Annotated in this window: 23 protein-coding genes; 11 read left to right on the top strand and 12 right to left on the bottom strand. The window is 59.2% G+C overall.

What is annotated here, in order from left to right; all coding sequences use genetic code 11:
- Window positions 1-74: 74 nt before the first annotated feature.
- The 6 genes from fbpC to ABLU96_RS01680 all read right to left on the bottom strand — a co-directional run bounded on the left by fbpC (window position 75) and on the right by ABLU96_RS01680 (window position 7,862).
- Window positions 75-1,121: a ferric ABC transporter ATP-binding protein gene (gene fbpC, locus ABLU96_RS01705; RefSeq protein WP_064405127.1), complete on the bottom strand. Its 1,047-nt coding sequence runs from the start codon at window positions 1,119-1,121 to the stop codon at window positions 75-77.
- Between the two features lie 11 nt (window positions 1,122-1,132).
- Window positions 1,133-3,211, bottom strand: coding sequence for an iron ABC transporter permease (locus ABLU96_RS01700; RefSeq protein WP_064405124.1), 2,079 nt, complete (start codon window positions 3,209-3,211; stop codon window positions 1,133-1,135).
- A 69-nt stretch (window positions 3,212-3,280) separates the two neighbouring features.
- The gene (locus ABLU96_RS01695; RefSeq protein ID WP_064405122.1) at window positions 3,281-4,312 is read right to left on the bottom strand and encodes an ABC transporter substrate-binding protein; all 1,032 of its coding nucleotides are present in this window, start codon (window positions 4,310-4,312) and stop codon (window positions 3,281-3,283) included.
- Window positions 4,312-5,631, bottom strand: a complete 1,320-nt coding sequence (gene uhpC / locus ABLU96_RS01690) for an MFS transporter family glucose-6-phosphate receptor UhpC (protein ID WP_223852531.1) — start codon at window positions 5,629-5,631, stop codon at window positions 4,312-4,314. The genes ABLU96_RS01695 and uhpC overlap by 1 nt, the downstream gene beginning before the upstream one ends.
- A gap of 60 nt (window positions 5,632-5,691) precedes the next feature.
- Entirely contained in the window at window positions 5,692-7,233 is a 1,542-nt protein-coding gene (locus ABLU96_RS01685; RefSeq protein WP_064405121.1) for an MASE1 domain-containing protein, read from the bottom strand.
- Entirely contained in the window at window positions 7,233-7,862 is a 630-nt protein-coding gene (locus ABLU96_RS01680) for a response regulator transcription factor (RefSeq protein WP_064405119.1), read from the bottom strand. Before ABLU96_RS01680 ends, ABLU96_RS01685 begins: the two co-directional genes overlap by 1 nt.
- Window positions 7,863-8,203: 341 nt before the next feature.
- Between ABLU96_RS01680 and tauA the strand changes: the two genes are divergently transcribed.
- Genes tauA through tauD form a run of 4 tightly spaced genes read left to right on the top strand, consistent with a single transcriptional unit; the run spans window position 8,204 to window position 11,617 of the window.
- Window positions 8,204-9,166 (top strand): taurine ABC transporter substrate-binding protein, encoded by a 963-nt coding sequence (tauA, locus tag ABLU96_RS01675; protein WP_348862282.1) that lies wholly within the window; start codon window positions 8,204-8,206, stop codon window positions 9,164-9,166.
- Between the two features lie 11 nt (window positions 9,167-9,177).
- The gene (gene tauB, locus ABLU96_RS01670) at window positions 9,178-9,945 is read left to right on the top strand and encodes a taurine ABC transporter ATP-binding subunit (protein ID WP_004848135.1); all 768 of its coding nucleotides are present in this window, start codon (window positions 9,178-9,180) and stop codon (window positions 9,943-9,945) included.
- Window positions 9,942-10,769, top strand: a complete 828-nt coding sequence (gene tauC / locus ABLU96_RS01665; protein ID WP_004848136.1) for a taurine ABC transporter permease TauC — start codon at window positions 9,942-9,944, stop codon at window positions 10,767-10,769. Before tauB ends, tauC begins: the two co-directional genes overlap by 4 nt.
- The gene (gene tauD, locus ABLU96_RS01660; protein ID WP_032694131.1) at window positions 10,766-11,617 is read left to right on the top strand and encodes a taurine dioxygenase; all 852 of its coding nucleotides are present in this window, start codon (window positions 10,766-10,768) and stop codon (window positions 11,615-11,617) included. Before tauC ends, tauD begins: the two co-directional genes overlap by 4 nt.
- Window positions 11,618-11,813: 196 nt before the next feature.
- On the opposite strand, the gene ABLU96_RS01655 is transcribed toward tauD, so the two are convergent.
- The 4 genes from ABLU96_RS01655 to ampH form a co-directional block, all read right to left on the bottom strand.
- Window positions 11,814-13,532 (bottom strand): lysophospholipid acyltransferase family protein, encoded by a 1,719-nt coding sequence (locus ABLU96_RS01655; protein ID WP_049079349.1) that lies wholly within the window; start codon window positions 13,530-13,532, stop codon window positions 11,814-11,816.
- Window positions 13,533-13,692: 160 nt separating this feature from the next.
- Window positions 13,693-14,184 carry a transposase gene (locus ABLU96_RS01650; RefSeq protein WP_032748194.1) on the bottom strand — a complete coding sequence of 164 codons (492 nt, stop codon included), beginning with the start codon at window positions 14,182-14,184 and terminating at the stop codon, window positions 13,693-13,695.
- Between the two features lie 212 nt (window positions 14,185-14,396).
- Window positions 14,397-15,371, bottom strand: coding sequence for a porphobilinogen synthase (gene hemB, locus ABLU96_RS01645; RefSeq protein WP_004848143.1), 975 nt, complete (start codon window positions 15,369-15,371; stop codon window positions 14,397-14,399).
- A gap of 106 nt (window positions 15,372-15,477) precedes the next feature.
- Window positions 15,478-16,638, bottom strand: coding sequence for a D-alanyl-D-alanine-carboxypeptidase/endopeptidase AmpH (gene ampH, locus ABLU96_RS01640; protein ID WP_049070317.1), 1,161 nt, complete (start codon window positions 16,636-16,638; stop codon window positions 15,478-15,480).
- A gap of 220 nt (window positions 16,639-16,858) precedes the next feature.
- Here ampH and ABLU96_RS01635 point away from each other — a divergent pair, with 220 nt between their 5' ends.
- The 3 genes from ABLU96_RS01635 (at window position 16,859) to ABLU96_RS01625 (ending at window position 19,834) form a co-directional block, all read left to right on the top strand.
- A complete protein-coding gene (locus tag ABLU96_RS01635; RefSeq protein ID WP_160741885.1) occupies window positions 16,859-17,371 on the top strand; it encodes an isochorismatase family protein in 513 nt (170 codons plus the stop codon).
- Between the two features lie 117 nt (window positions 17,372-17,488).
- Window positions 17,489-18,709: a peptide antibiotic transporter SbmA gene (gene sbmA, locus ABLU96_RS01630; RefSeq protein WP_348862291.1), complete on the top strand. Its 1,221-nt coding sequence runs from the start codon at window positions 17,489-17,491 to the stop codon at window positions 18,707-18,709.
- 18 nt (window positions 18,710-18,727) lie between these two features.
- Window positions 18,728-19,834: a DUF1615 domain-containing protein gene (locus tag ABLU96_RS01625; protein ID WP_049083009.1), complete on the top strand. Its 1,107-nt coding sequence runs from the start codon at window positions 18,728-18,730 to the stop codon at window positions 19,832-19,834.
- Here the strand turns inward: ABLU96_RS01625 and ABLU96_RS01620 are convergent.
- Complete coding sequence (locus tag ABLU96_RS01620; RefSeq protein WP_009653569.1) at window positions 19,831-20,133, bottom strand: DUF2755 family protein; 303 nt, start codon at window positions 20,131-20,133, stop codon at window positions 19,831-19,833. The genes ABLU96_RS01625 and ABLU96_RS01620 overlap by 4 nt on opposite strands.
- A gap of 255 nt (window positions 20,134-20,388) precedes the next feature.
- Between ABLU96_RS01620 and ABLU96_RS01615 the strand changes: the two genes are divergently transcribed.
- Window positions 20,389-20,592 carry a DUF2754 family protein gene (locus tag ABLU96_RS01615; RefSeq protein WP_004132489.1) on the top strand — a complete coding sequence of 68 codons (204 nt, stop codon included), beginning with the start codon at window positions 20,389-20,391 and terminating at the stop codon, window positions 20,590-20,592.
- Between the two features lie 115 nt (window positions 20,593-20,707).
- Here the strand turns inward: ABLU96_RS01615 and ddlA are convergent, their stop codons facing one another.
- Window positions 20,708-21,805 carry a D-alanine--D-alanine ligase gene (ddlA, locus tag ABLU96_RS01610; RefSeq protein ID WP_048261558.1) on the bottom strand — a complete coding sequence of 366 codons (1,098 nt, stop codon included), beginning with the start codon at window positions 21,803-21,805 and terminating at the stop codon, window positions 20,708-20,710.
- Between the two features lie 101 nt (window positions 21,806-21,906).
- Between ddlA and ABLU96_RS01605 the strand changes: the two genes are divergently transcribed.
- The 3 genes from ABLU96_RS01605 (at window position 21,907) to idnO (ending at window position 24,901) form a co-directional block, all read left to right on the top strand.
- Window positions 21,907-22,590, top strand: coding sequence for an extensin family protein (locus ABLU96_RS01605; protein WP_014228135.1), 684 nt, complete (start codon window positions 21,907-21,909; stop codon window positions 22,588-22,590).
- 169 nt (window positions 22,591-22,759) lie between these two features.
- On the top strand, window positions 22,760-23,959 hold the full coding sequence (locus ABLU96_RS01600; RefSeq protein WP_014228136.1) for a multidrug efflux MFS transporter: 1,200 nt from the start codon (window positions 22,760-22,762) through the stop codon (window positions 23,957-23,959).
- 177 nt (window positions 23,960-24,136) lie between these two features.
- The gene (idnO, locus tag ABLU96_RS01595; RefSeq protein WP_014228137.1) at window positions 24,137-24,901 is read left to right on the top strand and encodes a gluconate 5-dehydrogenase; all 765 of its coding nucleotides are present in this window, start codon (window positions 24,137-24,139) and stop codon (window positions 24,899-24,901) included.
- The last annotated feature ends 84 nt before the right edge of the window (window positions 24,902-24,985 follow it).

Below are 24,985 nucleotides of genomic sequence, written 5' to 3'. Positions count from 1 at the left end.
CGGCTGATGCCTTACCCGGCGGACAACGTGCACGAATCGTAGGCCGGGTAAGCGTAAGCGCTACCCGGCATCAATCATCCGGCATCCGCTAACACAAACATCCCGTACGGGTGGATTTCGAGATAGTAATGCTCGCCGACGTCCGGCTGCAGCCGCGTCGCGTTCACCTGCAGCAAAATTTCCTGCCTGTGCCACTCTACCGTCACCTCGTACTGCGGCCCCATATAGGCCACGTGACGGATCGTGCAGCGCTGGCTCTCCTCGCCGCGATCGCTCAGGGTGATCGCCTCCGGGCGGACGCCGACGCTGCCCTCGCCGTGGGCGGCAAAATGCGGCGGCCTCGGCAGCCGATAGCCATAAATATCGACGAACCCCTCGCTGAAGGCGGCCGGGAACAGGTTGGCATCGCCCATAAAGCTCGCCATAAAGCGCGACGCGGGCTGGCGGTAAAGATCCTGCGGCGAGCCGATCTGCATGATATGCCCCTTATTCATCACCAGCACGGTATCGGAAACCGCAAAGGCTTCACTCTGATCGTGGGTCACGTACAGCGAGGTGATATCAAACTGCTTTTGCAGTTCGCGGATCTTATCGCGCATGCTGCGCCGCAGGTTGGCGTCGAGGTTGCTTAAGGGCTCATCAAACAGCAGCACCTTTGGCTTGAGGATCAGGGCGCGCGCCAGCGCTACGCGCTGCTGCTGGCCGCCGGAGATCTGATCGACATAGCGGTCTTCGAAGCCCTCCAGATCCACCATCGCCAGCGCCTCCTTCACCCGCGCTTTCACATCGCTGCGCGACGCGCCGAGCATCTTCAGACCGTAGCCGACGTTGTCCCCCAGCGACATATGCGGAAACAGGGCGTAAGACTGAAACACCATACAGATGTCGCGCTGCTGAATGGAGCGATGGGTCACGTCTTCGCCATCGATGAAAATCTGCCCTTCGCTCGGTTTTTCCAGCCCGGCGACCAGGCGCAGAATGGTGGTCTTACCGCAGCCGGAAGGGCCGAGCAGGGTCACCATTTGCCCCTGCGGGATGGTGAGATTGATATTGTCGATAACCGTGTTGCTGCCGAATCGCTTGGTGACGTTGCGCAGTTCAACAAAATTTTTCTGACTCATAGTGCGCTCCATTACGCCTGGTTTTTGGCTTTTGACCGGGAGATACGCGCTTCCCCGATCAGCCAGTCAAAGATAAAAATAATCGCCAGCATCACTACGATCAGAATCGATCCGTAGGCGATCGCCACGCCGTATTCGCCGTCTTCCACCCGGTTGAGGATATAGGCGGTAGCGACGCGGGTGTCCGGCGTCACGAGGAACACAATGGCGCTGACGGTGGTAATGGCGCGCACAAAGCTGTAGATCAGCGCCGAGAGGATCGCCGGGCGCAGCAGCGGCAGCAAGATATGCGTAATGGTGCGCAGGGAACCCGCGCGCAGGCTGAGCGACGCTTCGTCCAGCGATTTGTCGATCTGGCCTAAACCGGCAATGCCCGCCCGGATGCCCACCGGCACGTTACGCATCACCATCGAGATAATCACAATCGCCGCCGTTCCGGTGAGGTACACCGGCGCGCTGTTAAAGGCGAGAATATAGGAGACGCCTGCCACGGTGCCCGGTACCGCGAAGCACAGCATGGTGGTGAACTCGATGGTCTTTTTGCCTTTAAACTGCTGACGCACCACGATCCAGGCGATCAGCAGGCCGAAGGCGGCGGTGATCGGCGCGGCGATCCCGGCGTAGAGCAGGGTATCGAGCAGCGAAGGCCAGGCGCCGTCGCTCATCCCCTGGCCGAACAGCTTGATAAAGTTATCCAGCGTCAGGGTGTAGTCCACGCCCCAGTTAACGGTAAAGCTGCCGTAGAAAATGCTGCCGTAGAGCAGGGCGTTGAAGGCGATCCACACCGCCAGAATGGCGATCACGCTCCACACCAGGGTCACCGGCAGCGGCTGCACGTCGCCGCGATAGGACTTACCGGAAACCGTGACGTACGAGCGCTTGCCGATCCACATATACTGAATGCAGAACACCAGCAGCGAGAACAGCAGCAGGAACGCGCCCAGGGTACTGGCGGCCTGATAATCGAGCTGCGAACCGGTGATATAGAAGTAGATTTGCGTCGCCAGCACGTCGAAGTTGCCGCCGAGCACCAGCGGGTTGCTGAAGTCGGCCAGCGACTGGACGATGACAATTAAAAACGCGTTCGCCAGCGCCGGTTTCAGCAGCGGGACGAAGACGCCGTTAAAGGTCTGCCAGCGGCTGGCGCGCAGGGTGTACGACGCCTCCTCCAGCGACGGATGAATGGTTTTAATCGCGCCGTCGAGGATCATAAACGCCATCGGAGTGAACGCCAGCACCTGCGCCAGCCAGATGCCGGTAAACCCGTACAGCCAGTTGGTGTTGGTTAAGCCGAACCAGTCGACCATCAGCTCGGTGACGTAGCCGGAACGGCCCATCATCAGGGTAACGCCGAGGCCGACGACAAACGGCGGGGTGACGATCGGCAGAATCGAGAAAATGCGGCCAATAATCGCGCTGCGCTGGGCGATGCGGGTGGTGTAAATCGCCAGCACCAGGCCAAAGAAGGTGCAGCCGATGCCTACCGCAATCGACAGGGCGATGGAGTTGAGGATCACCTGGACAATATGCGCCTGCGACAGCACGGCCATAAACGCCAGCGGGGCAAACTCGCCGGCATCGTTGGTGAACATCGGGATGAAAATGGCGATGCTCGGCCAGACGATAAAGACGCCGATTAACGCCACGATGGTGACCAGCGAACCAATCACAAAGCGGTCGCCGCCCAGCCATTCCAGGCGGGTGAGCGCCAGGGTCATGATGGCGCCCAGCGCGACAAACAGCACGAGGGTGGCGTAGCCTAACCCGCGGCCTTCCACGGTGGCGCTGACGACGATAAACGCCATACAGAGGAGCGCCCAGCCGGCGTCGAGGTAGTGGCGGCTGCGCTGCTCCCGGCTGGCTTCCTGCCACGGACGAATCAGCAGCAGGCTCGGCAGGAGATACCACAGCCAGCTGATATTGAACTGTGACCAGCCGTAGGCCGCGAGAATTTCATCGCGCGTGGACTCCAGCAGACCGTAATCCAGGCTCCAGCTCGGCAGCAGGGCGAACGCCAGCCAGCCGAATAAAACCCAAAGGAATATCGCATCCCGCTTTTTCACGGGATGGAGTGCAAGTGTGTGTGACATAAGTTTTCCGGTGTCGTAGGCCGGGTAGGGCGTGGATGCCGCTACCCGGCAAATGAACGCAGTGCGGGCTTATTTACCCATCTTCACTTCGCTAACCCATTTATTGATGAGCGCTTTACGCACGTCCGTTGAGCCGTATTTATCCATGTCGTAGTTGATAAGCTTCAGGTCGTCGAGCTTCAGCGAGTTCGGCGAAGTTTCGGCGCTGGTGTTGGTCAGGATCTGATAGGACTTGCCTTTCTTCCACGCCAGCTCCTGGGCCTCTTTCGACAGCACCCAGTCGACGAAAAGTTTGGCGTTGTCGAGGTTGCGCGCGCCCTTCAGAATGCTCACGCCGCCAATTTCGTAGCCGGTGCCTTCGCACGGCGAGATCAGCTCCAGCGGCGCGCCCTGTTCTTTTTCCAGCGAATAGTCGTGCAGGAAGCCGATGCCGATGGCCGTTTCACCGCGGGCGGCGTTGCGCGCCGGGGCGATACCGGATTTCGTGTACTGGGAGACGTTAGCGTTGAGCTGTTTGAGAAAATCGAAAGCCTGATCGTCTCCCCACAGCTGGGCGAAGGTCGCCAGCGCGGTGTAGGCGGTGCCGGAGCTCTGCGGGTCGGCAATCTGGATTTCGCCTTTATATTCCGGTTTGGTCAGATCCTTCCAGCATTTTGGCACCGGCAGGTTTTTCTCTTTCAGGCGCTGGGTGTTCACGCCGAAGCCGAGAATGCCGACGTACACCGCCGAGGAGTAGTTGCCTTTCAGCTTCGCCGGATCGCGGAACTGCTCCATCACCTGCGTAAGATTCGGCGATTTATAGGGCTGCAGCAGGCCCATTTCGCCGGCCTGGGACTGCGGGTCGAGGGTGCCGCCGTACCAGACATCCGCCTGCGGGTTTTTCTTCTCGGCATCGACCTTCGCCAGCGTGCTGCCGGAGCCGTTGCGAATAAACGAGGTTTTTACGTCATATTTTTCGCCGAAGGCTTTAGTTTCCGCCTCACACATTTCGTTGGTGGCGCTGCAATAGACCACCAGACGACCTTTGGCGTGCGCCGCGCCGCTTAACGTCGCCAGCGCAATGCCGGAAGCAATCAGGGTAGTGACCAGCGTTTTTTTCATTATTTTATCCTTTGAGCAGCAGAGGTAGTAATGCTCGCCATCAGCAGCGGCATCAGCAATAAACCCATCAGAACTGCGGCGACCGAGAGTAAACTGAACATCCCCGACCAGCCGTAGCGTTCAATGACCAGCGACAGAGGCCAGCCCGCCAGCGCTGCCCCCAGATAGGCGAACAGGCCGAGAAATCCGCTGATTGACCCCGCCGCCGCTTTGTGTCCGCACTCCACCGCCGCGAGGCCAATCAGCATTTGCGGGCCAAAAACGAAGAAGCCCACCGTAAAGAAACACACCGCCAGCAGCGCGTAGTGGTGTACCGGCGCCAGCCAGAGCGCGGCGACGGAGACCATCAGCCCCAGCGTGAACAGTAAAATCATCGGAGCCCGCTGGCCGCTGAACAGCAGATCCGAGCCCCATCCGGCGAACAGCGCGCCGAGCAGGCCGCCCGCTTCAAACAGCATCACCGTGGCGTTGGCGCTGAGCAGATTGACGCCGTGGCTCTCCGTCAGCCAGATGTTGCCCCAGTCGTTGAGCGCGATGCGGATCAGGTAGACCAGCACATAAGAGACGCCCAGCAGCCAGATCATCGGGTTCTTCAGCATCGTGGTGCGCAGCATCTGCCACAGCCCCATCGGCGGGCTTTGCCGCTCCTGGCGCAGCTCCAGCGGGTCGTTACGCCAGGCGCCCACCGACGGCAATCCCTCTTCGCGGGGCGTTCCTTTCAGGTGCAGCGTTAACCAGATGCCTGATGCCATGCTGATCATCCCCGGTGCCAGCATCGCCGCCTGCCAGCCCCACCAGTGGGCGGCAAAGGCGCTAATCAGCGGGATAATCGCCCCGCCGATGTTGATCGACATATTCCAGCAGCCCCACCAGAAGCCGCGTTCGTTGCGCGAGTACCAGTGGGTCAGCAGGCGGGCGCAGGGAGGCCAGCCCCAGCCCTGAAAAAATCCGTTCAGCGTCCAGACCGCCAGCAGTAGCGTCAGCGACTCGCCGAAGGCGAACACCACGTTCAGCAGACCGGTGGCGAACAGGCCCGCGCCCATAAACCAGCGCTGCCCGTGGCTGTCGTGCCACAGCCCGGCGGTAAACTTCGACAGGCCGTAGGTCAGGTAAAATAGCGACCCCAGCAGGCCGATATCGCCTTTATCCAGGCCCAGATCCGTTTGCAGCGCCGGCAATACGTAGTTGACGCTTTTGCGCGTCAGGTAAAACGCCGCATACCCGATGACCATGTACATCAGCAGCTGCGGACGCAGCGTCCTGTAACGTTGATTAATGTCGGTTGCTGAGCGCATAGCCGTCTCCGTTTTGCTGACTATATGAAAGTGAAATCGAAAGGGGATGAGAGAAAGTCCGGAGTGACTAAGACTTTTTCCTGGTTAGCCGGCTGTTTGTTGCAAATTTGTGGGCAAGTTAACAATTACGCGTGTGCCGCGCTGCGACTCCAGAGTCAGCTCTCCGCCCAGGGCGCTGACCCGCTCACGCATGCCCTGAATGCCGAAGCCGGCCATTTTGTCGGGGCTGATGCCGATACCGTTGTCCTTCACCTCCAGGCGCAGCAGCGTCCCCTGCTGATACAGGGCAATGGCGACCTCGCTGGCGTCGGCGTGCTTACAGACGTTATTAAGCAGTTCCTGCAGCAGCCGATAGAGGGTGAAGCGCACCGTTTCGCTCTCCGGCGTGGCGATGAGCCGGTAGTCAAAGCGACAGCGGATACCGCGCTCGGCAAAGGCAAACTCATTGAGCAAATGGTGCAGCGCCTCTTTAAACGACAGCTCATCGAGGGCCGGCGGGCGTAGCTGGCGCAGCAGCTGGCGGGTGGAGTGGTGAATACGCCGGGCGAGATCGTTAATCTGGCTGGCGGCGGCCTGGGTTTGCGCCGGATCGCGCGCCCGCTTCACCAGCTGCGACTGGATCTGAATGGCGGTAATATTCTGGCCGATTTCGTCGTGCAGCTCGCGCGCCAGGCTTTTGCGCGTATCCTCTTCGGTATGGATCAGCTTTTCGGCCAGCGCCCGCCGGGCCGCCAGCTCCGCCTCCAGCCGCTGGCGATAGTGGTGCAGGTTTTGCGCCAGGTGCTGCTGGCGGCTGATGGCAATGCCCAGCCCGATGCCGAGCAGCGCCTGGGTGGCCAGAAAAATCTCCAGCTCCACCAGGTTGCTGAATCCAACGCCAACCTGGCGGGCGATGGTGATCATCATGCTACCCAGCAGGCCGGAAAGGACGCCGCCCTGCCAGCCGAACTTCCACGCCATCACCACGTTGGGCAGAAACACCACAATTAACAGCAGGCGCTCGATTTCCGGCGACAGTACCATCTGGGTGCCGATGCCGATGATAAAGAACAGGCTGCACCAGATGATCAGCGAGGTGCGCAGCGGTGGATTATTGGTATCCAGCCCCAGCAGATGGTAGCGGTGCTGCTGGCGCAGGAATTCAAAAATCAGATAGACAAACGGCGTCAGCAGCACCCCGCCGGTAAACGAGGCCAGGCCGAGCATCATCGCCGGGCTTTTCACAAACGGCGAGAGCAGCGCGGTGTTGAGCAGCGCGCTGGCGGTGACCGTAGCCAGCAGCAGCGTCAGCCGCTGCCAGTAAAGGGGAAAGCGGTGCCAGAACTGTTGGGCGATGCCGGCGGGAAGCAGGCCGATCAACGGCGCGGCCAGCAGAATATAGCCGTTCAGCAGCTGTTCGCCGTGCAGCCAGAGCAGCATCAGCACCGGAGGCAGCACCAGCGCGGGCCAGTAGCGGCGCGAAAGCAGGATCAGCAGCGCCAGATAGACGCCGTGCGGCAGGAACAGCGCCGCCTGCTGGCCGTTATGGGTCAGGTAAAACCCGAGCGTCCACAGCATCAGCCAGCCGCTTCCCCAGGCCAGCACGATGAACAGCGAGATGACGCTGTGGCGAAGGCTGCGCGACATTAATGACCCGCCAGCAGCTGGTGGTCGAGGGCGAAATGGACCAGATCAATGGTGCTGTGACACTGTAGTTTGCCCAGCACGTTGGCGCGATGGACGTGAACCGTTTTGTGGCTGAGCTCGAGCTTAAAGGCGATCTCCTTGACGCTGTCGCCTTTAACCAGCAAATCAAAGATTTCGCGTTCACGCGGGGTGAGCACTTCCAGCACCTGCGCCGGTTGTTCTCCGCCGCGCAGCGCCCGCAGCGCATCGGCGCACAGGTAGTGTCCGCCCATACCGACGGAACGCACCGCCTGGACCAACTCTTCCGGGCCGCAGCGTTTGGTCAGATAGCCGCTGGCGCCGGCATCGAGCGCGCTCTGCACGAAGGTGGGGGTGTCGTAAATACTGAGAATAATGGTGCGGAACTGCGGCTTTTGCGCGCGCAGGCGCTTTAGCAGGCTCAGGCCGTTCTCATCCGGCATGGCGATATCCATGACCGCCACGTCGACGTCGTCGCGCAGCAGCGCCGGCCAGGCTTCCGCCGCGCGGCTGAACTGGCCAACCACCTCGAGATCTTCTTCGAGGCTGAGTAACTGCGCAAAGCCTGAACGCACCACCACATGGTCATCGACCAGCACCACTCGAATCATGTTTCTTCTCTCTCAGCGCATCATGGTTCTATGATGCCTGCCGCCGCTGCGCTGGCAATCAATCAGGCGCAGTTATGCAACGAATGTAACAAAATCGCAATACACTTCATCCTTCAAGCTGCCTCTTTGTTGGCTTCGTTTGCCCGCCCCGGTCACTGACTTATGTCAGCTCCCGGGGACGAACAACCTTGCCGCCTCGATGCAGCATGAATGATTTTGTGTATAAGCATTGCCGCTTTTTTTCTAAAAACGCTTTGTTCTTAGCAAGATGTTTTAATTCCTTTATCAAATTCAGGCGCAACGAAATACTGCCCCCATAACAAGACAGGGGAGCAGACAACATGGTTTTTTCATCGCGTATCACACTCATTGCCGCGCTGGCGCTGGCGGCGTTCCAGGCCCAGGCGGTCAACGTTACCGTGGCGTATCAGACCTCCGCCGAGCCGGCGAAAGTCGCCCAGGCGGACAACACCTTCGCCAAAGCAAGCGGGGCGACCGTCGACTGGCGCAAGTTTGACAGCGGCGCGAGCATCGTGCGGGCGCTGGCTTCCGGCGACGTGCAGATCGGCAACCTCGGCTCCAGCCCGCTGGCGGTCGCCGCCACCCAGCAGGTGCCGATTGAAGTCTTTCTGCTGGCCTCAAAGCTCGGTAACTCCGAAGCGCTGGTAGTGAAAAAGAGCATCACCAAACCGCAGGACCTGATCGGCAAACGCATCGCCGTGCCATTTATCTCTACGACTCACTACAGCCTGCTGTCGGCGCTGAAGCACTGGGGGATTAAACCGGGTCAGGTGCAGATCCTCAACCTGCAGCCGCCGGCGATTATTGCCGCCTGGCAGCGTGGCGACATTAACGGCGCCTACGTCTGGGCGCCGGCGGTTAACGCGCTGGAAAAAGACGGCACGGTTCTCACCGACTCGTCGCAGGTGGGCGAGTGGGGCGCGCCGACGCTGGACGTGTGGGTGGTACGCAAAGACTTTGCCGAAAAGCATCCTGACATCGTCAAAGCCTTCGCCAAAAGCGCCATTGACGCGCAGCAGCCCTATATCGCCAACCCGGATGAGTGGCTGAAGCAGCCGGAGAACATCAGCAAGCTGGCGCGCTTAAGCGGCGTACCGGAAGCCGACGTCCCGGGGCTGGTGAAAGGCAATACCTACCTGACCGCCGCCCAGCAGGCGCAGGAGCTGAACGGGCCGGTGAATAAAGCCATCATCGACACCGCTAAATTCCTGAAAGAGCAGGGTAAAGTGCCCGCAGCGGGAAGCGACTACAGCCAGTACGTCACCGACCGTTTTGTGAAGTAAAGGAGGTCATGATGCTGCAAATCTCGCATCTTTCCGCCGATTACGGCGGTAAACCGGCGCTGGCGGATATCAACCTGACGCTGGACAGCGGCGAACTGCTGGTGGTCCTGGGGCCCTCCGGCTGCGGTAAAACCACGCTGCTGAACCTGATTGCCGGATTCGTGCCTTATCAGCACGGCAGCATCACCCTTGAAGGCCAGCGGGTTGAAGGGCCGGGCGCCGATCGCGGCGTGGTGTTTCAGCACGAAGGGCTGCTGCCGTGGCGCAACGTGCAGGATAACGTTGCGCTCGGGCTGCAGCTGGCCGGGGTCGACAAAACGCAGCGCCGGGCAACCGCCGCGCAGATGCTGAAAAAAGTGGGCCTCGAAGGGGCGGAAAAGCGCTTTATCTGGCAGCTCTCCGGCGGCCAGCGCCAGCGGGTAGGCATTGCCCGCGCGCTGGCGGCCAACCCGCAGCTGCTGCTGCTTGATGAACCGTTTGGCGCGCTGGATGCCTTTACCCGCGAGCAGATGCAAACCCTGTTGCTCAGCCTGTGGCACGAGACCGGTAAGAAGGTGCTGCTGATTACCCACGATATCGAAGAGGCGGTGTTTATGGCCACCGAACTGGTACTACTCTCGCCGGGGCCGGGCCGGGTGCTCGAACGGCTGCCGCTCGATTTTGGCCGCCGCTTCGTCGCCGGTGAATCCTGCCGCAGCATTAAATCGGACCCGCGGTTTATCGAACAGCGCGAATACGTCCTCAGCCGGGTATTTGAACAACGGGAGGCTTTCTCATGAGCGTGGTCATCAATGACAAACCGCGTCAGCGGGGGCTGAAGTGGCGCTGGCCGCTCTCGCGTCAGCTCAGCCTGAGCGTGGCGACCCTGGCGGTACTGCTGGCTATCTGGTGGGCCGTTGCCGCCCTGCAGCTGATTAGTCCGCTGTTTCTGCCGCCCCCGGGACAGGTATTGCAGAAACTTATCGCTATTGCCGGTCCGCAGGGTTTTATGGACGCCACCCTCTGGCAGCACCTGGCGGCGAGCCTGACGCGTATCGTTATCGCGCTGCTGGCGGCGGTACTGCTCGGCGTGCCGGTGGGGATCGCCATGGGGCTGAGCCCCACGGTACGCGGGATCCTCGACCCGCTGATCGAGCTTTATCGCCCGGTGCCCCCGCTGGCCTATTTACCGCTGATGGTGATCTGGTTCGGCATCGGCGAGACCTCGAAGATCCTGCTGATCTACCTGGCGATATTCGCGCCGGTGGCGATGTCGGCGCTGGCAGGGGTTAAGAGCGCTCAGCAGGTGCGCATTCGCGCCGCGCAATCTTTAGGGGCCAGCCGGGCGCAGGTGCTGTGGCTGGTGATCCTGCCCGGCGCGCTGCCGGAGATCCTCACCGGCCTGCGCATTGGGCTCGGCGTGGGCTGGTCGACGCTGGTGGCCGCGGAGCTGATTGCCGCCACTCGCGGGTTAGGTTTTATGGTGCAGTCCGCCGGTGAGTTCCTCGCCACCGACGTGGTGCTGGCCGGGATCGCGGTGATTGCCATCATCGCCTTTTTACTGGAACTGGGGCTGCGCGCGCTGCAGCGTCGCCTGACGCCCTGGCATGGAGAAGTACAATGAGCGAACGTTTAAGCATTACCCCGCTGGGGCCGTATATTGGCGCGCAGGTATCCGGGGTCGACATCACCCGCCCGCTGAGCGACAACCAGTTTGAGCAGCTGTATCACGCGGTGCTGCGTCACCAGGTGGTGTTCCTGCGTGAGCAAAACATCACTCCCGAGCAGCAGCGGGATCTCGCCCTGCGCTTTGGCGACCTGCATATTCATCCGGTCTATCCGCACGCGCCCGGCGTGGATGAGATTATCGTGCTTGATACCCATGACGATAATCCGCCGGATAATGATAACTGGCACACCGATGTCACCTTTATTGAGACGCCGCCCGCCGGGGCGATCCTCGCGGCAAAAGAGCTGCCGTCAACCGGCGGCGATACCCTGTGGACTAGCGGCATTGCGGCCTATGAGGCGCTCTCCGCGCCTTTGCGCCAGCTGTTAAGCGGCCTGCGCGCGGAGCATGATTTTCGCAAATCGTTTCAGGAGTACAAATACCGTAAAAGCGAAGAGGAGCATCAGCGCTGGCTGGAGGCGGTCGCGAAAAATCCGCCGCTGCTGCATCCGGTGGTGCGCACCCATCCGGTGACCGGGAAGCAGGCGCTGTTTGTCAATGAGGGCTTTACCACCCGCATCGTTGACGTCACGGAGAAAGAGAGCGAGGCGCTGCTCGGCTTCCTGTTTGCTCACGTTACTAAACCGGACTTCCAGGTGCGCTGGCGCTGGCAGCCGAACGACGTGGCGATTTGGGATAACCGCGTCACCCAGCACTACGCCAACGCCGATTACCTGCCGCAGCGGCGCATTATGCACCGGGCGACGATTCTCGGGGATAAACCCTATTACCGGGCGGGGTAATGCTTGTAGCCCGGCCGCGCGCCGTGGAGAACATCGGAAGCGGTATTGCGCGTGGCTTCCCGGAGGCGGCGCTTAACGCGCCTTGTCCGGGCTACTGGTCCGCAGAAAGCGGTAAACCCGTAGCCCGGCTAAGGCGCAATGCGCCGCAAGCCGGGAAACAACCTACGATAAACGCGCCGCCTCCGGGAAAAGGCTTTTATGCCGATTTTTGCGCGTCCAGATGTACCCCAATATAGCGCTGATAGCGGTTCGCCTTCAGGTAGGTCAAGTCCACCAGCACCAGACCATCCACGCAGTTGTTGAAATCCGGGTCGCTGCCGAAATCGATAAACTGTACGCCGCCCGGCTCGCAAACTTCCGAGTACTGCTTATACAGCGGCGGGATCGCGCAGCCGAGATTGCCGAGCAGGGACTTCAGCCGCGCCAGATCGTCGTTGTAATCTTCTCCGCCAAACTGCGCCAGCACATCGGGCAGCGAGGCCGGATAAGGGCGACGCGACTCCGCCAGCGGATGCGTCGCCGGGAACCACAGTCGATAGAACGCGACCAGCAGATCGCGCGCCGACGGCGGCAGCCCGCCGGAAATCGACACCGGGCCGAACAGATAGCGATAGTGCGGATAGCGCGCCAGATACGCGCCGATGCCGGACCACAGGTAGTCCAGTCCGCGGCGGCCCCAGTAGCGCGGCTGGATAAAGCTGCGCCCCAGCTCAATCCCGTGCTGCAGAATATCGTCCATGCGCGCGTCGTAATGGAACAGGCTGTAGCTATAGACGCCGTTCAGGCCGCGCTTTTCCAGCTGCATCGCGGTCGGCATAAAGCGGTAAGCGCCGACGATTTCCAGGTCTTCTTCATCCCACAGAATCAGATGCAGATAGTCGTCGTCGTAACCGTCAACGTCGCGACGTTTGCCGCTGCCTTCGCCCACCGCGCGGAAGGCGATTTCCCGCAGGCGGCCCAGTTCGCGCAGCACTGGCGCATCTTCCTGGCCGCGGCGCTGCCAGAGATAAATCACTTTGCCATCCGCCGTGCGCCCCAGCGTTTCCGCCCGTCCCAGTTCGCGCTTGAGCAGGGCGCGGTCTTCGGGCCGGGCGATAGCGCTTTCGCTTTTAAATACGCCGGGCTGCCCTTTTGCCAGCAGCTCCAGGTGGCAATAGCAGCGTTCGGTCAGCTCGCGAACAGAGCGCTGAGGATCGAACCAGCTTGACCAGGCAATCTGTTGGCCGAAATTAACCGGCAGGCTACCGTTGCGGCGGCGAAACATTTGCTGCATCAGCAGCAGCAGCGGCAGGCTATCGGAAATCAGCGTGCTGGCGTAAAACAGCGCGCTGTTGCGCGCGCGGATCCACGCCGGCAGCAGCGGGGCGCGGTATTTCGCCGCCAGCTTAATAAATCCGGAGTGCCATTTTTTATCGCGAATACCGCGCCGGGTGAGGCGTGAAACTTCACCCGCCGGGAAGAAAATCAGCACGCCGCCGTTTTGCAGCTGCTGGTCCATCTGCTGCAGCGCCGCTTTGGCGGTTCGGCCGTTGATATTATCGACCGGAATAAACAGCGAGCTCAGCGGCTCAAGGTGGGTCAGCATGCGGTTGGTGACCACTTTGACGTCGCGACGCACGCGGGACACCGCGTAGAGCAGGGCCAGGCCGTCAAGCGTACCGGTGGGGTGGTTGGCGATAATGACCAGCGGGCCATGTTCGGGGATTTGTTCGAGATCGTGCGCCGGGATAGCGCAGCGGATATTAAGATGTTCGAGCACCTGTTCGACCGTATCCAGTCCTTTCAGGTGATGATGACGCGCGGCAAACTGCTGAAACTCTTCCTCATGCAGGAGCTTTTTCAGCACCTTTTTCTGCCAGAGCGCTGGCTTTGCCTGAGGCCACAGGTCATCGATGACATTGTCGAGACTAAACATAGCGGCACCTCCTCCGTCCTGCCCAGACAGTAGAAGGCGCAGATGTCGCTCAGATTACAGTTGAGTGAAGATTTGGGATATTTCCCCGGGTTGCGGCTGGCGCCTTACCCGGGCTACCGGAGCAGATCGTAGCCCCGGTAAGCGTAGCGCGACCGGGGGGTTACTGGCGTTCGCCGCACAAAAAATCGTGAATTTCGCCACCCCAATTATCGGGATATAACCCGCGGCGTACATCCCGGTGAAAGGTTGAAAAAGGCCAATCACAAACCTGTCGTACCCAACCGTGTTTTACAGGATTAATGTAGGTGTAATCGATATGCCGGCGGTAGTCTTCTTCATCGCGGATTGCATGTTCCCAGAAACGCGGTTGCCAGACATTTTCTTGTTTTAATGCTTTGCTAAAGCAACCTTTTATGTCCCGCCATCTGGCGGAGAAATCGCTATCGTCTCCGGGTAATGTCCAGATGCAATGAAGATGTTCAGGAAGGATAACCCATGCATCAATGTAAAAGGGTTTTCGCCGTTTGATGGTGAGGATGGCGTGACGTAAAGTACCGATGTGCTCGGTCAGAAGTCTGCTTTTTCGGTTTCGCAAATTAACTGTAAAAAACCAGGTTCCACCCTTCAGGTAATAACGACGGTAGGCCACCATGCAGCGCTCCTTTGCAAAAGATAGCGTCTTAAGCGGCAGGGTAGAGTCGGGGTAACAGTCTGGCAAGAATCCAAAGATAATGGTGGAAAGAGTCTCGCAACTTTTTGCAGCAGAGAAATTCCCCGGGTTGCGGCTGACGCCTTACCCGGGCTACCGGAGCAGGTTTGTAGCCCCGGTAAGCGTAGCGCGACCGGGGAACGGTAATAGCCGAATTAACGCAGGATTTTCTTTTCGGCGAGATCGAGGGCGAAGTAGCTGAAGATCAGATCCGCGCCGGCGCGCTTGATTGCGCCGAGGCTTTCCAGCACCACTTTCTCTTCATCGATAGCGCCGGCCTGGGCGGCGAACTTAATCATCGCGTATTCACCGCTCACCTGGTACGCGCCGAGCGGCAGGTTGGTGCGCTCGCGCAGATCGCGCAGGATATCGAGATAGGGACCGGCCGGTTTGACCATCAGGCAGTCGGCGCCCTGGGCTTCGTCCAGCAGCGATTCGCGAATCGCTTCGCGGCGGTTCATAGGGCTCATCTGATAGGTTTTACGATCGCCTTTCAGCGCGGTACCCGCGGCTTCGCGGAACGGACCATAGAACGATGAAGCGAACTTAGTGGAGTAGGACATAATCGCCGTATCGGTAAATCCGGCGGCGTCCAGCGCCTGGCGAATGGCCTGCACCTGGCCGTCCATCGCGGCGGACGGGGCGATAAAATCCGCGCCTGCGGCAGCGGCGACCACCGCCTGCTTACCGAGGTTGGTAAGGGTTAAATCGTTATCGACACCGTGGTCGCACAGCACGCCGCAGTGGCCGTGGGAGGTGTATTCGCAGAAACAGGTGTCGGACATCACGATCATCTCCGGCACCGCCTCTTTACAGATGCGGGACATGCGCGCCACCAGGCCGTTTTCGTTCCAGGTATCGCTGCCTACGGCATCGGTATGATGGGAAATGCCGAAGGTCATCACCGAACGGATACCGGCGTTGGCAATGCGCTCGATTTCGCGCGCCAGGTGTCTTTCCGGAATACGCATCACGCCGGGCATCGCTTCGATGGCTTTGTAATCGTCGATTTCTTCTTCAACAAAGATCGGCAACACCAGGTCGTTCAAACTCAGTGTTGTCTCTTCAAACATGGCACGTAGCGAAGCGGACTTGCGCAGTCGGCGCGGGCGAGTGATTAAATCTGTCATGGTTTGCCTGATTTTGTGAAATGAAAAAAGCGAGTTTACCTCAATTGGCGGCGGGATGTTTCGCCAAAACGATCCTTATCTATCGTCGGCAAAACATCCCAACAGGTTACTGGCTGGCGGTCTCAATCCCTGGGCGGTCGCCGCTTAATTCGCTGACCAGCTCGTTGACGCCATCGCTCATGTTGTTGAAACGCGTCAATGAAGAGCGGGTGACCACCACGAAGGCGCCGACGTTAGCCTGCGGGTTCATCGCCATATAGGTGATAAAACCGCCGCCGCCGCCGGTCTTCTGAATAATGCCCGGCTGGCCGTTTTTCGGCTTCATGTAGACCCAGCCGAGACCCAGCGCATCGGCTTTGCCCGGCACGTCCATCCCGATCACCCTCGTCAGCTGGCTGCGTTGATAAATGAGCGTCTGCATCCGGTCCGCCTGCTGCCCGCGGGTGAAGAAATCGGAAGAGAGGAACTGCTGCATCCAGCGCATCATATCGCCAGGCGTGGAGTAAACGCCGCCGCTGCCGATGGCCGCCAGCGTATTGTTGCACGGGCTGGCCCCTTTCTCCGGGATCATCAGGCGCCGGCACTGATCGGGCGAAGGCGTAAAGGTGGTGTCTTTCATCCCCAGCGGACGGGTGATCTGCTCTTCAAACAGCTGCGGATAAGGCTTGCCCGCAGCGGTAGAGAGCGCATCGGCCAGTAAATCGAACGCCAGATTGGAGTAGGCGGCCTGGGTGCCCGGAGCGGTTTTCAGCGTTGCGGTGGATAACCAGTTCCAGCGCTGCTGGCGCGTCGGCCAGACGAACACCGGACGATGCGCCGCGCCGCCTGGCTGCTCGCGCGGCAGGGCGCTGGTATGGGTCGCCAGATTCACCAGCGTAATGGGCGCTCCCTGATATGTCGGCACGCGCGCGCCCGGCGGAGCGTATTTGCTCAGCGGATCGTTGAGCTTCACCACGCCCTGGTCGAGAAGTTTGACCAGCATTTCGCTGGTCATCAGCTTGCTCAGGGAGGCGATGCGAATCACCGAATCGAGCTGCGGGTGCTCATTATTGCCCGGGCGCGTCTCGCCGAAGCTGCGGAATACGCGCTGGTTACCATCGATAACCACCAGCGCCATGCCGATCGCGCCGCTGCCGTAGTAGATATGGTTAGCGTAACGGTCGACAACATCCGCAGCGAATTCCGGGTCGACGCTCGGCTGCGCGGCCTGGGCCGATGTCAACGACGCCGCGCACAGCGCAGCAAAAATGAGCAGACTACGTTTCAACGGGGGCATCCATCATGGTGAAGAAAAATATAGAGCGTATTTATACTACGAAGCGCCGCCGAGCAAAGCGCTAATAACGCCATTCTGTGCGGAAAAACGTAACCTGGCGTAAAAAATCCTTTTTTTGCTTTCGGATAGCGGCTTTCGCCTGCGGGCGCGTATGATATTCGTTTTGGCTAAACATGGGTGGCAAGAGACGATGGCGGCGAAACGGGTAGTGATGGTAGTGGATATGCAAAACGGCGTTTTCGCGACGCCGCGTATTGAACGCGAGCGCTGCGCGGCGCAAATTAACCGCCTGATAAACGCCGCGGATACCGTTATCTTCATTCAGCACTGCGAAGAGGGCGGTCTGGAAGAGGGGAGCGAAGGTTTTGCTTTGCTGCCTGAACTGCACCAGCCGGCAGGCGCGTTGTTCGTGACCAAGACCGCCTGCGACGCCTTTTACCGCACCCGCCTGGAAGAGGTGCTGCGCGAACATCACATCACGCAGTTTGTGATTTGCGGCTGCGCCACCGACTACTGCGTAGATACCACCATCAAAAACGGCGCCAGCCGGGGCTATGCGATTACCGTCGCTGAAGATGCCCATACCACAGCCAACCGCCCGGCGGCGCAGGCCGTCACGCTGATCGCCCACTACAACGAGGTGTGGCGTACGCTGACCGTTCCGGGCAATCCTTTACAGGTGAAATCGACAGAAACAATTCTGAACGGATGGTCGGCGAACTAAGCTGCTGATATCCGGTCTCATCATCCGCCCACTTTGCTTCGCTGCGACGGCTTTGCGGCGGGCGTCTTTGTGGTACACAGCACAGCAAAACGAAAAAGAAGTTAGCAGGAGAGCATGATGTTTAAATCCTTTTTCCCCAAACCGGGGCCGTTTTTTATTTCTGCCTTTATCTGGTCGCTGCTGGCGGTGATCTTTTGGCAGGCGGGCGGCGGCGACTGGCTGCTGCGGGTCACCGGCGCATCTCAGGATGTGGCGATTAGCGCGGCGCGCTTTTGGTCGCTCAACTACCTGGTGTTCTACGCGTTCTACGTATTCTGCGTGGGCGTTTTCGCCCTCTTTTGGTTTATTTACAGCCCCCACCGCTGGCAGTACTGGTCGATCCTCGGCACCTCGCTGATTATTTTCGTCACCTGGTTTCTGGTCGAGGTCGGGGTGGCGATAAACGCCTGGTACGCCCCGTTCTACGATCTTATTCAGGCCGCGCTGGCGACGCCGCATAAGGTCAGCATTAACCAGTTTTATCAGGAGATTGGCATCTTTCTCGGCATCGCGCTTATCGCGGTGGTCATCGGGGTGATGAACAACTTCTTCGTCAGCCACTACGTTTTCCGCTGGCGTACCGCCATGAACGAACACTATATGGCGCACTGGCAGCATCTGCGCCATATCGAAGGCGCCGCGCAGCGTGTGCAGGAAGATACCATGCGCTTTGCTTCCACCCTGGAGAGCATGGGCGTCAGCTTCCTTAACGCGGTGATGACCCTTATCGCCTTCCTGCCGGTGCTGGTGACGCTCTCCGCGCACGTCCCGGATTTACCGATTGTCGGCTACCTGCCTTACGGCCTGGTGATTGCCGCCATCATCTGGTCGTTAATGGGTACCGGCCTGCTGGCGGTGGTGGGGATCAAGCTGCCCGGCCTGGAGTTCAAAAACCAGCGCGTTGAGGCCGCCTATCGTAAAGAGCTGGTGTACGGCGAAGATGACGCCAACCGCGCGACGCCGCCGACGGTGCGTGAGCTGTTTGGCGCCGTGCGCCGCAACTATTTCCGCCTCTATTTCCACTACATGTATTTCAATATCGCCCGTATTCTGTATCTGCAGGTGGATAACGTTTTCGGTTTGTTCCTGCTGTTTCCGTCGATTGTTGCCGGTACGATTACGCTGGGCCTGATGACCCAGATCACCAACGTCTTTGGCCAGGTCCGCGGTTCATTCCAGTATCTGATTAGCTCATGGACTACACTGGTTGAGCTGATGTCTATCTACAAACGTCTGCGCAGCTTCGAGCGCGAGCTGGATGGCAAAGAGCTGCAGACCGTGACGCAAACATTAAGTTGATCAACGCAAGGATGAACCATGCCGGTAGCGCAATCCAGAATCACTTCTCTCACCCTGACGCTACTGGCAGGGATTGTCCTAAGCGCCTGCTCCAGCAAGCCGGAGCCGGAGCTGAAAAAGGGCGAAAAGGCGATTGATGTTGCCGCGGTGGTGCGGCAGAAAATGCCCGCCAGCGTGAAAGATCGCGAGGCATGGGCGCAGGCCATCGCCAAAACCTTTGCCAGCCAGAAGCTGGCGCCGACGGAAGAGAACGTCTGTTCGGTGCTGGCGGTGGCGCAGCAGGAGTCCAACTATCAGGCCGACCCGGCGGTGCCGGGGCTGAATAAAATCGCCTGGCAGGAGATTGACCGCCGGGCGGAGAAAATGCATATCCCGGTTTTTCTGGTGCATACCGCGCTGAAAATCAAATCGCCCAACGGCAAAAGCTATAGCGAACGCCTCGATAGCGTGAAAACCGAAAAGCAGCTGAGCGCGATTTTTGATGATTTTATCGGCATGGTGCCGATGGGGCAGAAGCTGTTCGGCTCGCTGAACCCGGTGCATACCGGTGGCCCGATGCAGGTCAGCATCGCCTTCGCCGAGCAGCATACCGACGGCTACCCGTGGAAAATCGACGGTACCGTACGCCAGGAGGTGTTCAGCCTGCGCGGCGGTCTGTGGTTCGGCACCTATCATCTGTTGAACTATCCGGCGAACTACAGCGTACCGCTGTACCGTTTTGCCGATTTCAACGCCGGATGGTACGCCAGCCGTAACGCCGCCTTCCAGAACGCCGTTGCAAAAGCGACGGGCGTGAAGCTGGCGCTGGATGGCGATTTGATTCGCTACGATAGCGACGAGGCCGGAACCACCGAACTGGCGGTGCGCCGGTTATCCTCACAGCTGGCAATGAGCGATGATGATATCCATCGTCAGTTAAAGAAGGGCGATACCCTGGCGTTTGAAGAGAGCGATCTCTATAAGCAGGTGTTTCGCATTGCCGATAAGAAAGCCGGCAAAACGCTCCCGCGGGAGGTGCTGCCGGGCATTCAGCTTGAGAGCCCGAAAATCACCCGTAACCTGACGACCGCCTGGTTTGCCAAACGCGTTGACGACCGGCGGGCCAGCTGTATGGCGCGCCGTTAGCGGCGGCTGCGCCAGCGGAATATCAGCCCAGGAATACCAATGAGCACGCAGCCCGCCAGGAAGGGAATCAGGCCGAACAGGGTACCGACCACCAGGCTAATCTCGACCCGCGGGCGGCTGCTGTCCTGCATTTGAATCAGATGCTCAAAAACGCCGGGCGCGTGGATCAGCATACTCAGCATTTGCGCACCGGCCCAGAAGCAAAACAGCACAAACAGAGCGTAAGCGATGTTGCTGCCGGTGAGAGAGCCCCTCTTTTTGCCGCCGTTGACGGTCTTTGCAAAGGTGAACTCTGCCATCTTGACCTCCGTACTTCACTTTCTTGCCGTTTTTTCCACGGCGACGTAGAGGGTAATTCTGGCAACGAAGGGGGGATTTCAGTATCAGATTGCTGGTAATTTCCGCCCAGGAATATTCCTGATTTCATCGGGTTGTGAGTTTGCTACAAATTTGTGAAATTTAGACCGATATCGCAATGTGCGACAATTCTCAACGCCGCTACAGACCCGCGGTGGCGGCTATGCGAAGATGCTTTTTTTGTTGTCGGAGTGGTTATGAAACTCACGGAAAAAATCCGCCGCGATTGGCACTACTACGCGGTAGCGCTGGGGTTAATTTTTATTATGAATGGCGTGGTCGGGCTGCTCGGGTATGAAACCGAAGGCTGGCGTTCTTACGCGGTTGGGCTGGTGACGTGGGTCATTAGCTTCTGGATTGCCGGGTTTATTATTCGCCGCCGCCCGGCAGAGGAAGCGTGAACCGGAGGTGGTGAACCCGTAGCCCGGCTAAGCGCAGCGCGAGCCGGGAATATGCCGGGCTGATACATCAACCCCGGCGCACTCCCCGGGTCGCGGCGTAAACGCTTACTCGGGCTTAATTCATCGATGTTTTCAGCGCCCGATCGGCGGCGTGACGCTCAAGCGCCAGCTCAATCAGGCGGCTAATCAGGCTGGTATAGTCCAGACCGCTGGCCTGCCAGAGCTTCGGATACATGCTGATATTGGTGAAGCCAGGCAGCGTATTGATTTCGTTAATCACCACGTCGTTATCGGCGGTCAGGAACACATCGACGCGCGCCATCCCGCAGCAGCCGAGGGTCTGATAGGCGCGAACGGCGATATCGCGAATTTTATCGTTTACATCGCTGTCGATGGCCGCCGGAACCACCACCTTCGCGCCCTGATCGTCAATGTACTTGGTGTCATAGGCGTAGAATTCGCTGTTGAGGACGATTTCACCGCAGGTGCTGGCCTGGGGATTATCGTTGCCCAATACCGCGCACTCGATCTCACGCCCTTTAATCCCCTGTTCAACCACCACTTTATGGTCAAATTCGAAGGCCAGGGCGACGGCCTGCTGATACTGCTCTTCGCTGTTGACCTTGCTGACGCCCACCGAGGAGCCCTGGTTCGCCGGTTTGACGAACAGCGGCAGGCCCAGCTTCGCCTGCACTTCGGCAAAGCTCACCTGATGACGGTTGGCGCGGGTCAGGGTAATAAAAGGCGCAATCGACAGCCCGGCATCGCGCAGCAGACGCTTGGTCACGTCTTTGTCCATGCAGGCGGCGGAGCCGAGGACGTCGGAGCCGACGAAGGGCAGGTTAGCCATCCGCAGCATACCCTGCAGAGAACCATCTTCCCCAAGGGTGCCGTGAACAATCGGGAAAATGACGTCGATGGCCGCCAGCGGCTGGCCGCTATCGGCGTTAATCAGCTGCTGCGCTTCGCGTCCGGGAATTTGTGCCAGGGTAATATCGGATGGGCGCAGGGCAATATGGGCGGGGTCCTGCGGATTGAGCAGATAGTTGCTGGCGTCGTTGATATGCCACTGCCCCTGCTTATCAATCCCCAGCAAAACGACGTCGAAGCGCGTTTTGTCGATGGCTTCCACGATATTTTTCGCTGACTGTAGCGATACTTCATGTTCTGCCGACTTACCGCCGAAAACGATCCCAACCCTCATCTTAGCCATTTCAACTTCCATCATGATTACATCAAAGGGCATAACATAGCATGTGAAACGGCCGCCTGGCTGCCATAATATTCACCGGGTAAAGCATTGGGAGGCAGCGCGTGAAAGGAAAAGGGCTTATCGTTCTGTTGGCGCTGCTGGCGGCCGGATATTACGGCTATCGTTATCTTCCCGCGCACTATAACCCGCTGGCGCCGCTGCGTCTGGAGGATCCGCCGGGGTTCATCACCCACTATAAGCTGCGGCGATTGACGCCCGGACAGTGCGCCAACCTGCTGAAGGAAGCGAATCAGCGAAATCTCATCACCAGCCGGGCGGTGGCCGATAGCGGGGGAGAGTGCCCCCTGCAAAACGTGGTTCGGGTACGCGATTTTGGCGCGGTAAAGCTTAGCAGCAGCTTCCTCGCCAGCTGCCCGCTGGCGTTAAGCAGCGCGCTGTATCTGCAACAGCAGGCGAAACCGCTGACTCGGCGGATGCTGGGGCAAGAGCTCCGCCAGGTCGACCATTTTGGCAGCTATGCCTGCCGTAATATTTACCATCGTCAGAACGCGCGGCGCAGCGAGCACGCTACCGCGGAGGCGCTGGATATCAGCGGCTTTCGTTTGGCCGATGGCCGACGCATCAGCGTGCTGAAAGGGTGGCCCGATGCGCAGTATCACCCCTGGCTACAGGCGTTACTGGCCGGCGGTTGCAGCTATTACGGCAACGCTTTAGGGCCGGACTATAACGCGGCCCATGCGAACCATTTTCACCTCGGTATGCGCGGCCAGGGGTTCTGTTTCTGAGCATAACTCGCTGTATACCACGCTTTTCACCATGAAATTATTCGCAACAGGGCAATCTGGTGTCATAAAACACTAAACTCGCCGTCAGCGCATCTCTGGTAGTACGTCGGACAGGGGAAATTGCTAAGCTAGTTAATAATTGCCAAAAAATTAATGAATACGCGTAGTTATGGAATCCTGGAAGGTTAATCTTATCTCCGTCTGGTTTGGCTGTTTTTTTACCGGCCTGGCCATCAGCCAAATTCTTCCCTTTTTGCCGCTGTACGTTTCCCAACTGGGCGTGACCTCGCATGAAGCGTTATCCATGTGGTCGGGCCTGACGTTTAGCGTCACTTTTCTGGTGTCGGCGATTGTCTCGCCGATGTGGGGGAGCCTCGCCGACCGCAAAGGGCGCAAGCTGATGCTGCTGCGCGCCTCGCTGGGGATGGCCATCGCCATTTTACTTCAGGCGTTCGCCACCAACGTCTGGCAGCTGTTTATCCTGCGCGCGGTGATGGGACTGACTTCCGGCTATATTCCCAACGCCATGGCGCTGGTGGCGTCTCAGGTTCCGCGCGAGCGTAGCGGCTGGGCGCTGAGCACGCTGTCGACGGCGCAGATCAGCGGCGTGATTGGCGGGCCGCTGCTCGGCGGTTTTCTGGCCGACCACGTCGGTTTGCGCGCCGTATTTATCATCACCGCGATTTTGCTGACCGTAAGCTTCCTGGTGACGCTGTTTCTGATTAAAGAGGGCGCCCGGCCGCAGGTCACGAGGGCGGAGCGGCTGAGCGGCAAGGCGGTATTTGCCTCGCTGCCCTATCCGGGACTGGTGATCAGCCTGTTTTTCACCACTCTGGTGATCCAACTGTGCAACGGCTCAATCGGCCCGATTCTGGCGCTGTTTATCAAGTCGATGGCGCCGGATAGCAATAACATCGCCTTTCTCGCCGGCATGATCGCCGCCGTGCCGGGCGTGTCGGCGCTGATTTCGGCTCCCCGTCTGGGGAAACTGGGCGACAGGATCGGCACCTCGCGGATCCTGCTGGCGACGCTGTGCTGCGCGGTGGTGATGTTCTTTGCCATGTCGTTCGTTACCACCCCATTCCAGCTTGGCGTCCTGCGTTTCCTGCTCGGTTTTGCCGATGGGGCGATGCTGCCGGCGGTGCAAACGCTTCTGCTCAAATACTGCAGCGACAGCGTCACCGGGCGTATTTTCGGCTATAACCAGTCGTTTATGTATCTTGGCAACGTGGCCGGGCCGCTGATCGGCGCGTCGGTCTCGGCCATGGCCGGCTTCCGCTGGGTGTTTATCGCGACGGCGGTTATTGTCCTGATCAATATCTGGCAGCTGGCCATCATGCTGCGCCGCAGCCGCCGTCCTGCGGCTTAATTCCGCTCTTTCTCCTCGGCCGCGATGGATGCGACAGCGTCAGTAGCGGCCTCGGTGTTCCTTAAGCTTTAAATGTATCACCGATCACAAAACGATCATTTTCCCCTCTCATCCTCTTCTATTCCTGACTGTTACGCGTATACAGTTACGCGTAACAGTTATTGAAAAAGAGGTTTTATGCGAAATTTATTTGATTTGTCAGGGAAGCGCGCGCTGATCACCGGATCCGCTCAGGGGATTGGCCATCTGCTGGCCGGCGGTCTGGCGGAGTACGGCGCGGAGATCATCATCAACGACCGCACCCAGGCGCGCGCGGACCAGGCGGCGCAGGCGCTGGTGGCGCAGGGTTTTCATGCGGTAGGGGTCGCCTTTGATGTCACCCGGGCGGCGCAGGTCGAGCAGGCGATAGCCCGCATCGAAGAGGAGATCGGCGCTATTGATATTTTAATTAATAACGCCGGGATCCAGCGGCGTTTCCCTTTTACCGAATTTCCGGAGGAGGAGTGGGATAACGTTATTGAGGTCAATCAGAAGGGCGTTTTCCTGGTTTCACAGCAGGTGGCGAAATATATGATGGGCCGCCGCGCGGGGAAAATAATTAATATTTGCTCAATGCAGAGCGAGCTGGGGCGTAAAACCATTACGCCTTATGCGGCCTCGAAAGGGGCGGTTAAAATGCTGACTCGCGGCATGTGCGTTGAGCTGGCCGAATATAATATTCAGGTTAATGGTATCGCGCCGGGATATTTTGCCACCGACATGACGGCCGCCCTGGTCAACGATGAGGCGTTTTCCGCCTGGCTGTACCAGCGTACCCCGGCGGCGCGCTGGGGAAAACCGGAAGAACTGATTGGTGCCGCGGTATATCTGGCCTCGTCGGCGGCAAACTTTGTTAACGGTCATTTGCTGTTTGTGGACGGCGGAATGCTTGCCGCTGTCTGAATCACTTCGCGTCCTTCGGGCAGCAGCGTGCCCGCACTACCTGAAGGACAGAGTATTAAACCCGTGTGATGATATTGATATCTG

It is taken from the genome of Klebsiella sp. CN_Kp106, from assembly GCF_040064575.1.
Taxonomy (GTDB): domain Bacteria; phylum Pseudomonadota; class Gammaproteobacteria; order Enterobacterales; family Enterobacteriaceae; genus Klebsiella; species Klebsiella michiganensis.
This window is presented reverse-complemented; position numbering and strand designations above follow the sequence as displayed.

Excerpts from the sequence above, each read along its gene's own strand:
- fbpC (WP_064405127.1), bottom strand. The coding sequence starts at position 1,121 with ATGAGTCAGAAAAATTTTGTTGAACTGCGCAACGTCACCAAGCGATTC.
- ABLU96_RS01700 (WP_064405124.1), bottom strand. The coding sequence starts at position 3,211 with ATGTCACACACACTTGCACTCCATCCCGTGAAAAAGCGGGATGCGATA.
- ABLU96_RS01695 (WP_064405122.1), bottom strand. The coding sequence starts at position 4,312 with ATGAAAAAAACGCTGGTCACTACCCTGATTGCTTCCGGCATTGCGCTG.
- ABLU96_RS01685 (WP_064405121.1), bottom strand. The coding sequence starts at position 7,233 with ATGTCGCGCAGCCTTCGCCACAGCGTCATCTCGCTGTTCATCGTGCTG.
- ABLU96_RS01680 (WP_064405119.1), bottom strand. The coding sequence starts at position 7,862 with ATGATTCGAGTGGTGCTGGTCGATGACCATGTGGTGGTGCGTTCAGGC.
- tauA (WP_348862282.1), top strand. The coding sequence starts at position 8,204 with ATGGTTTTTTCATCGCGTATCACACTCATTGCCGCGCTGGCGCTGGCG.
- tauB (WP_004848135.1), top strand. The coding sequence starts at position 9,178 with ATGCTGCAAATCTCGCATCTTTCCGCCGATTACGGCGGTAAACCGGCG.
- tauC (WP_004848136.1), top strand. The coding sequence starts at position 9,942 with ATGAGCGTGGTCATCAATGACAAACCGCGTCAGCGGGGGCTGAAGTGG.
- tauD (WP_032694131.1), top strand. The coding sequence starts at position 10,766 with ATGAGCGAACGTTTAAGCATTACCCCGCTGGGGCCGTATATTGGCGCG.
- ABLU96_RS01655 (WP_049079349.1), bottom strand. The coding sequence starts at position 13,532 with ATGTTTAGTCTCGACAATGTCATCGATGACCTGTGGCCTCAGGCAAAG.
- ABLU96_RS01650 (WP_032748194.1), bottom strand. The coding sequence starts at position 14,184 with ATGGTGGCCTACCGTCGTTATTACCTGAAGGGTGGAACCTGGTTTTTT.
- hemB (WP_004848143.1), bottom strand. The coding sequence starts at position 15,371 with ATGACAGATTTAATCACTCGCCCGCGCCGACTGCGCAAGTCCGCTTCG.
- ABLU96_RS01635 (WP_160741885.1), top strand. The coding sequence starts at position 16,859 with ATGGTAGTGGATATGCAAAACGGCGTTTTCGCGACGCCGCGTATTGAA.
- sbmA (WP_348862291.1), top strand. The coding sequence starts at position 17,489 with ATGTTTAAATCCTTTTTCCCCAAACCGGGGCCGTTTTTTATTTCTGCC.
- ABLU96_RS01625 (WP_049083009.1), top strand. The coding sequence starts at position 18,728 with ATGCCGGTAGCGCAATCCAGAATCACTTCTCTCACCCTGACGCTACTG.
- ABLU96_RS01620 (WP_009653569.1), bottom strand. The coding sequence starts at position 20,133 with ATGGCAGAGTTCACCTTTGCAAAGACCGTCAACGGCGGCAAAAAGAGG.
- ABLU96_RS01615 (WP_004132489.1), top strand. The coding sequence starts at position 20,389 with ATGAAACTCACGGAAAAAATCCGCCGCGATTGGCACTACTACGCGGTA.
- ddlA (WP_048261558.1), bottom strand. The coding sequence starts at position 21,805 with ATGGCTAAGATGAGGGTTGGGATCGTTTTCGGCGGTAAGTCGGCAGAA.
- ABLU96_RS01600 (WP_014228136.1), top strand. The coding sequence starts at position 22,760 with ATGGAATCCTGGAAGGTTAATCTTATCTCCGTCTGGTTTGGCTGTTTT.
- idnO (WP_014228137.1), top strand. The coding sequence starts at position 24,137 with ATGCGAAATTTATTTGATTTGTCAGGGAAGCGCGCGCTGATCACCGGA.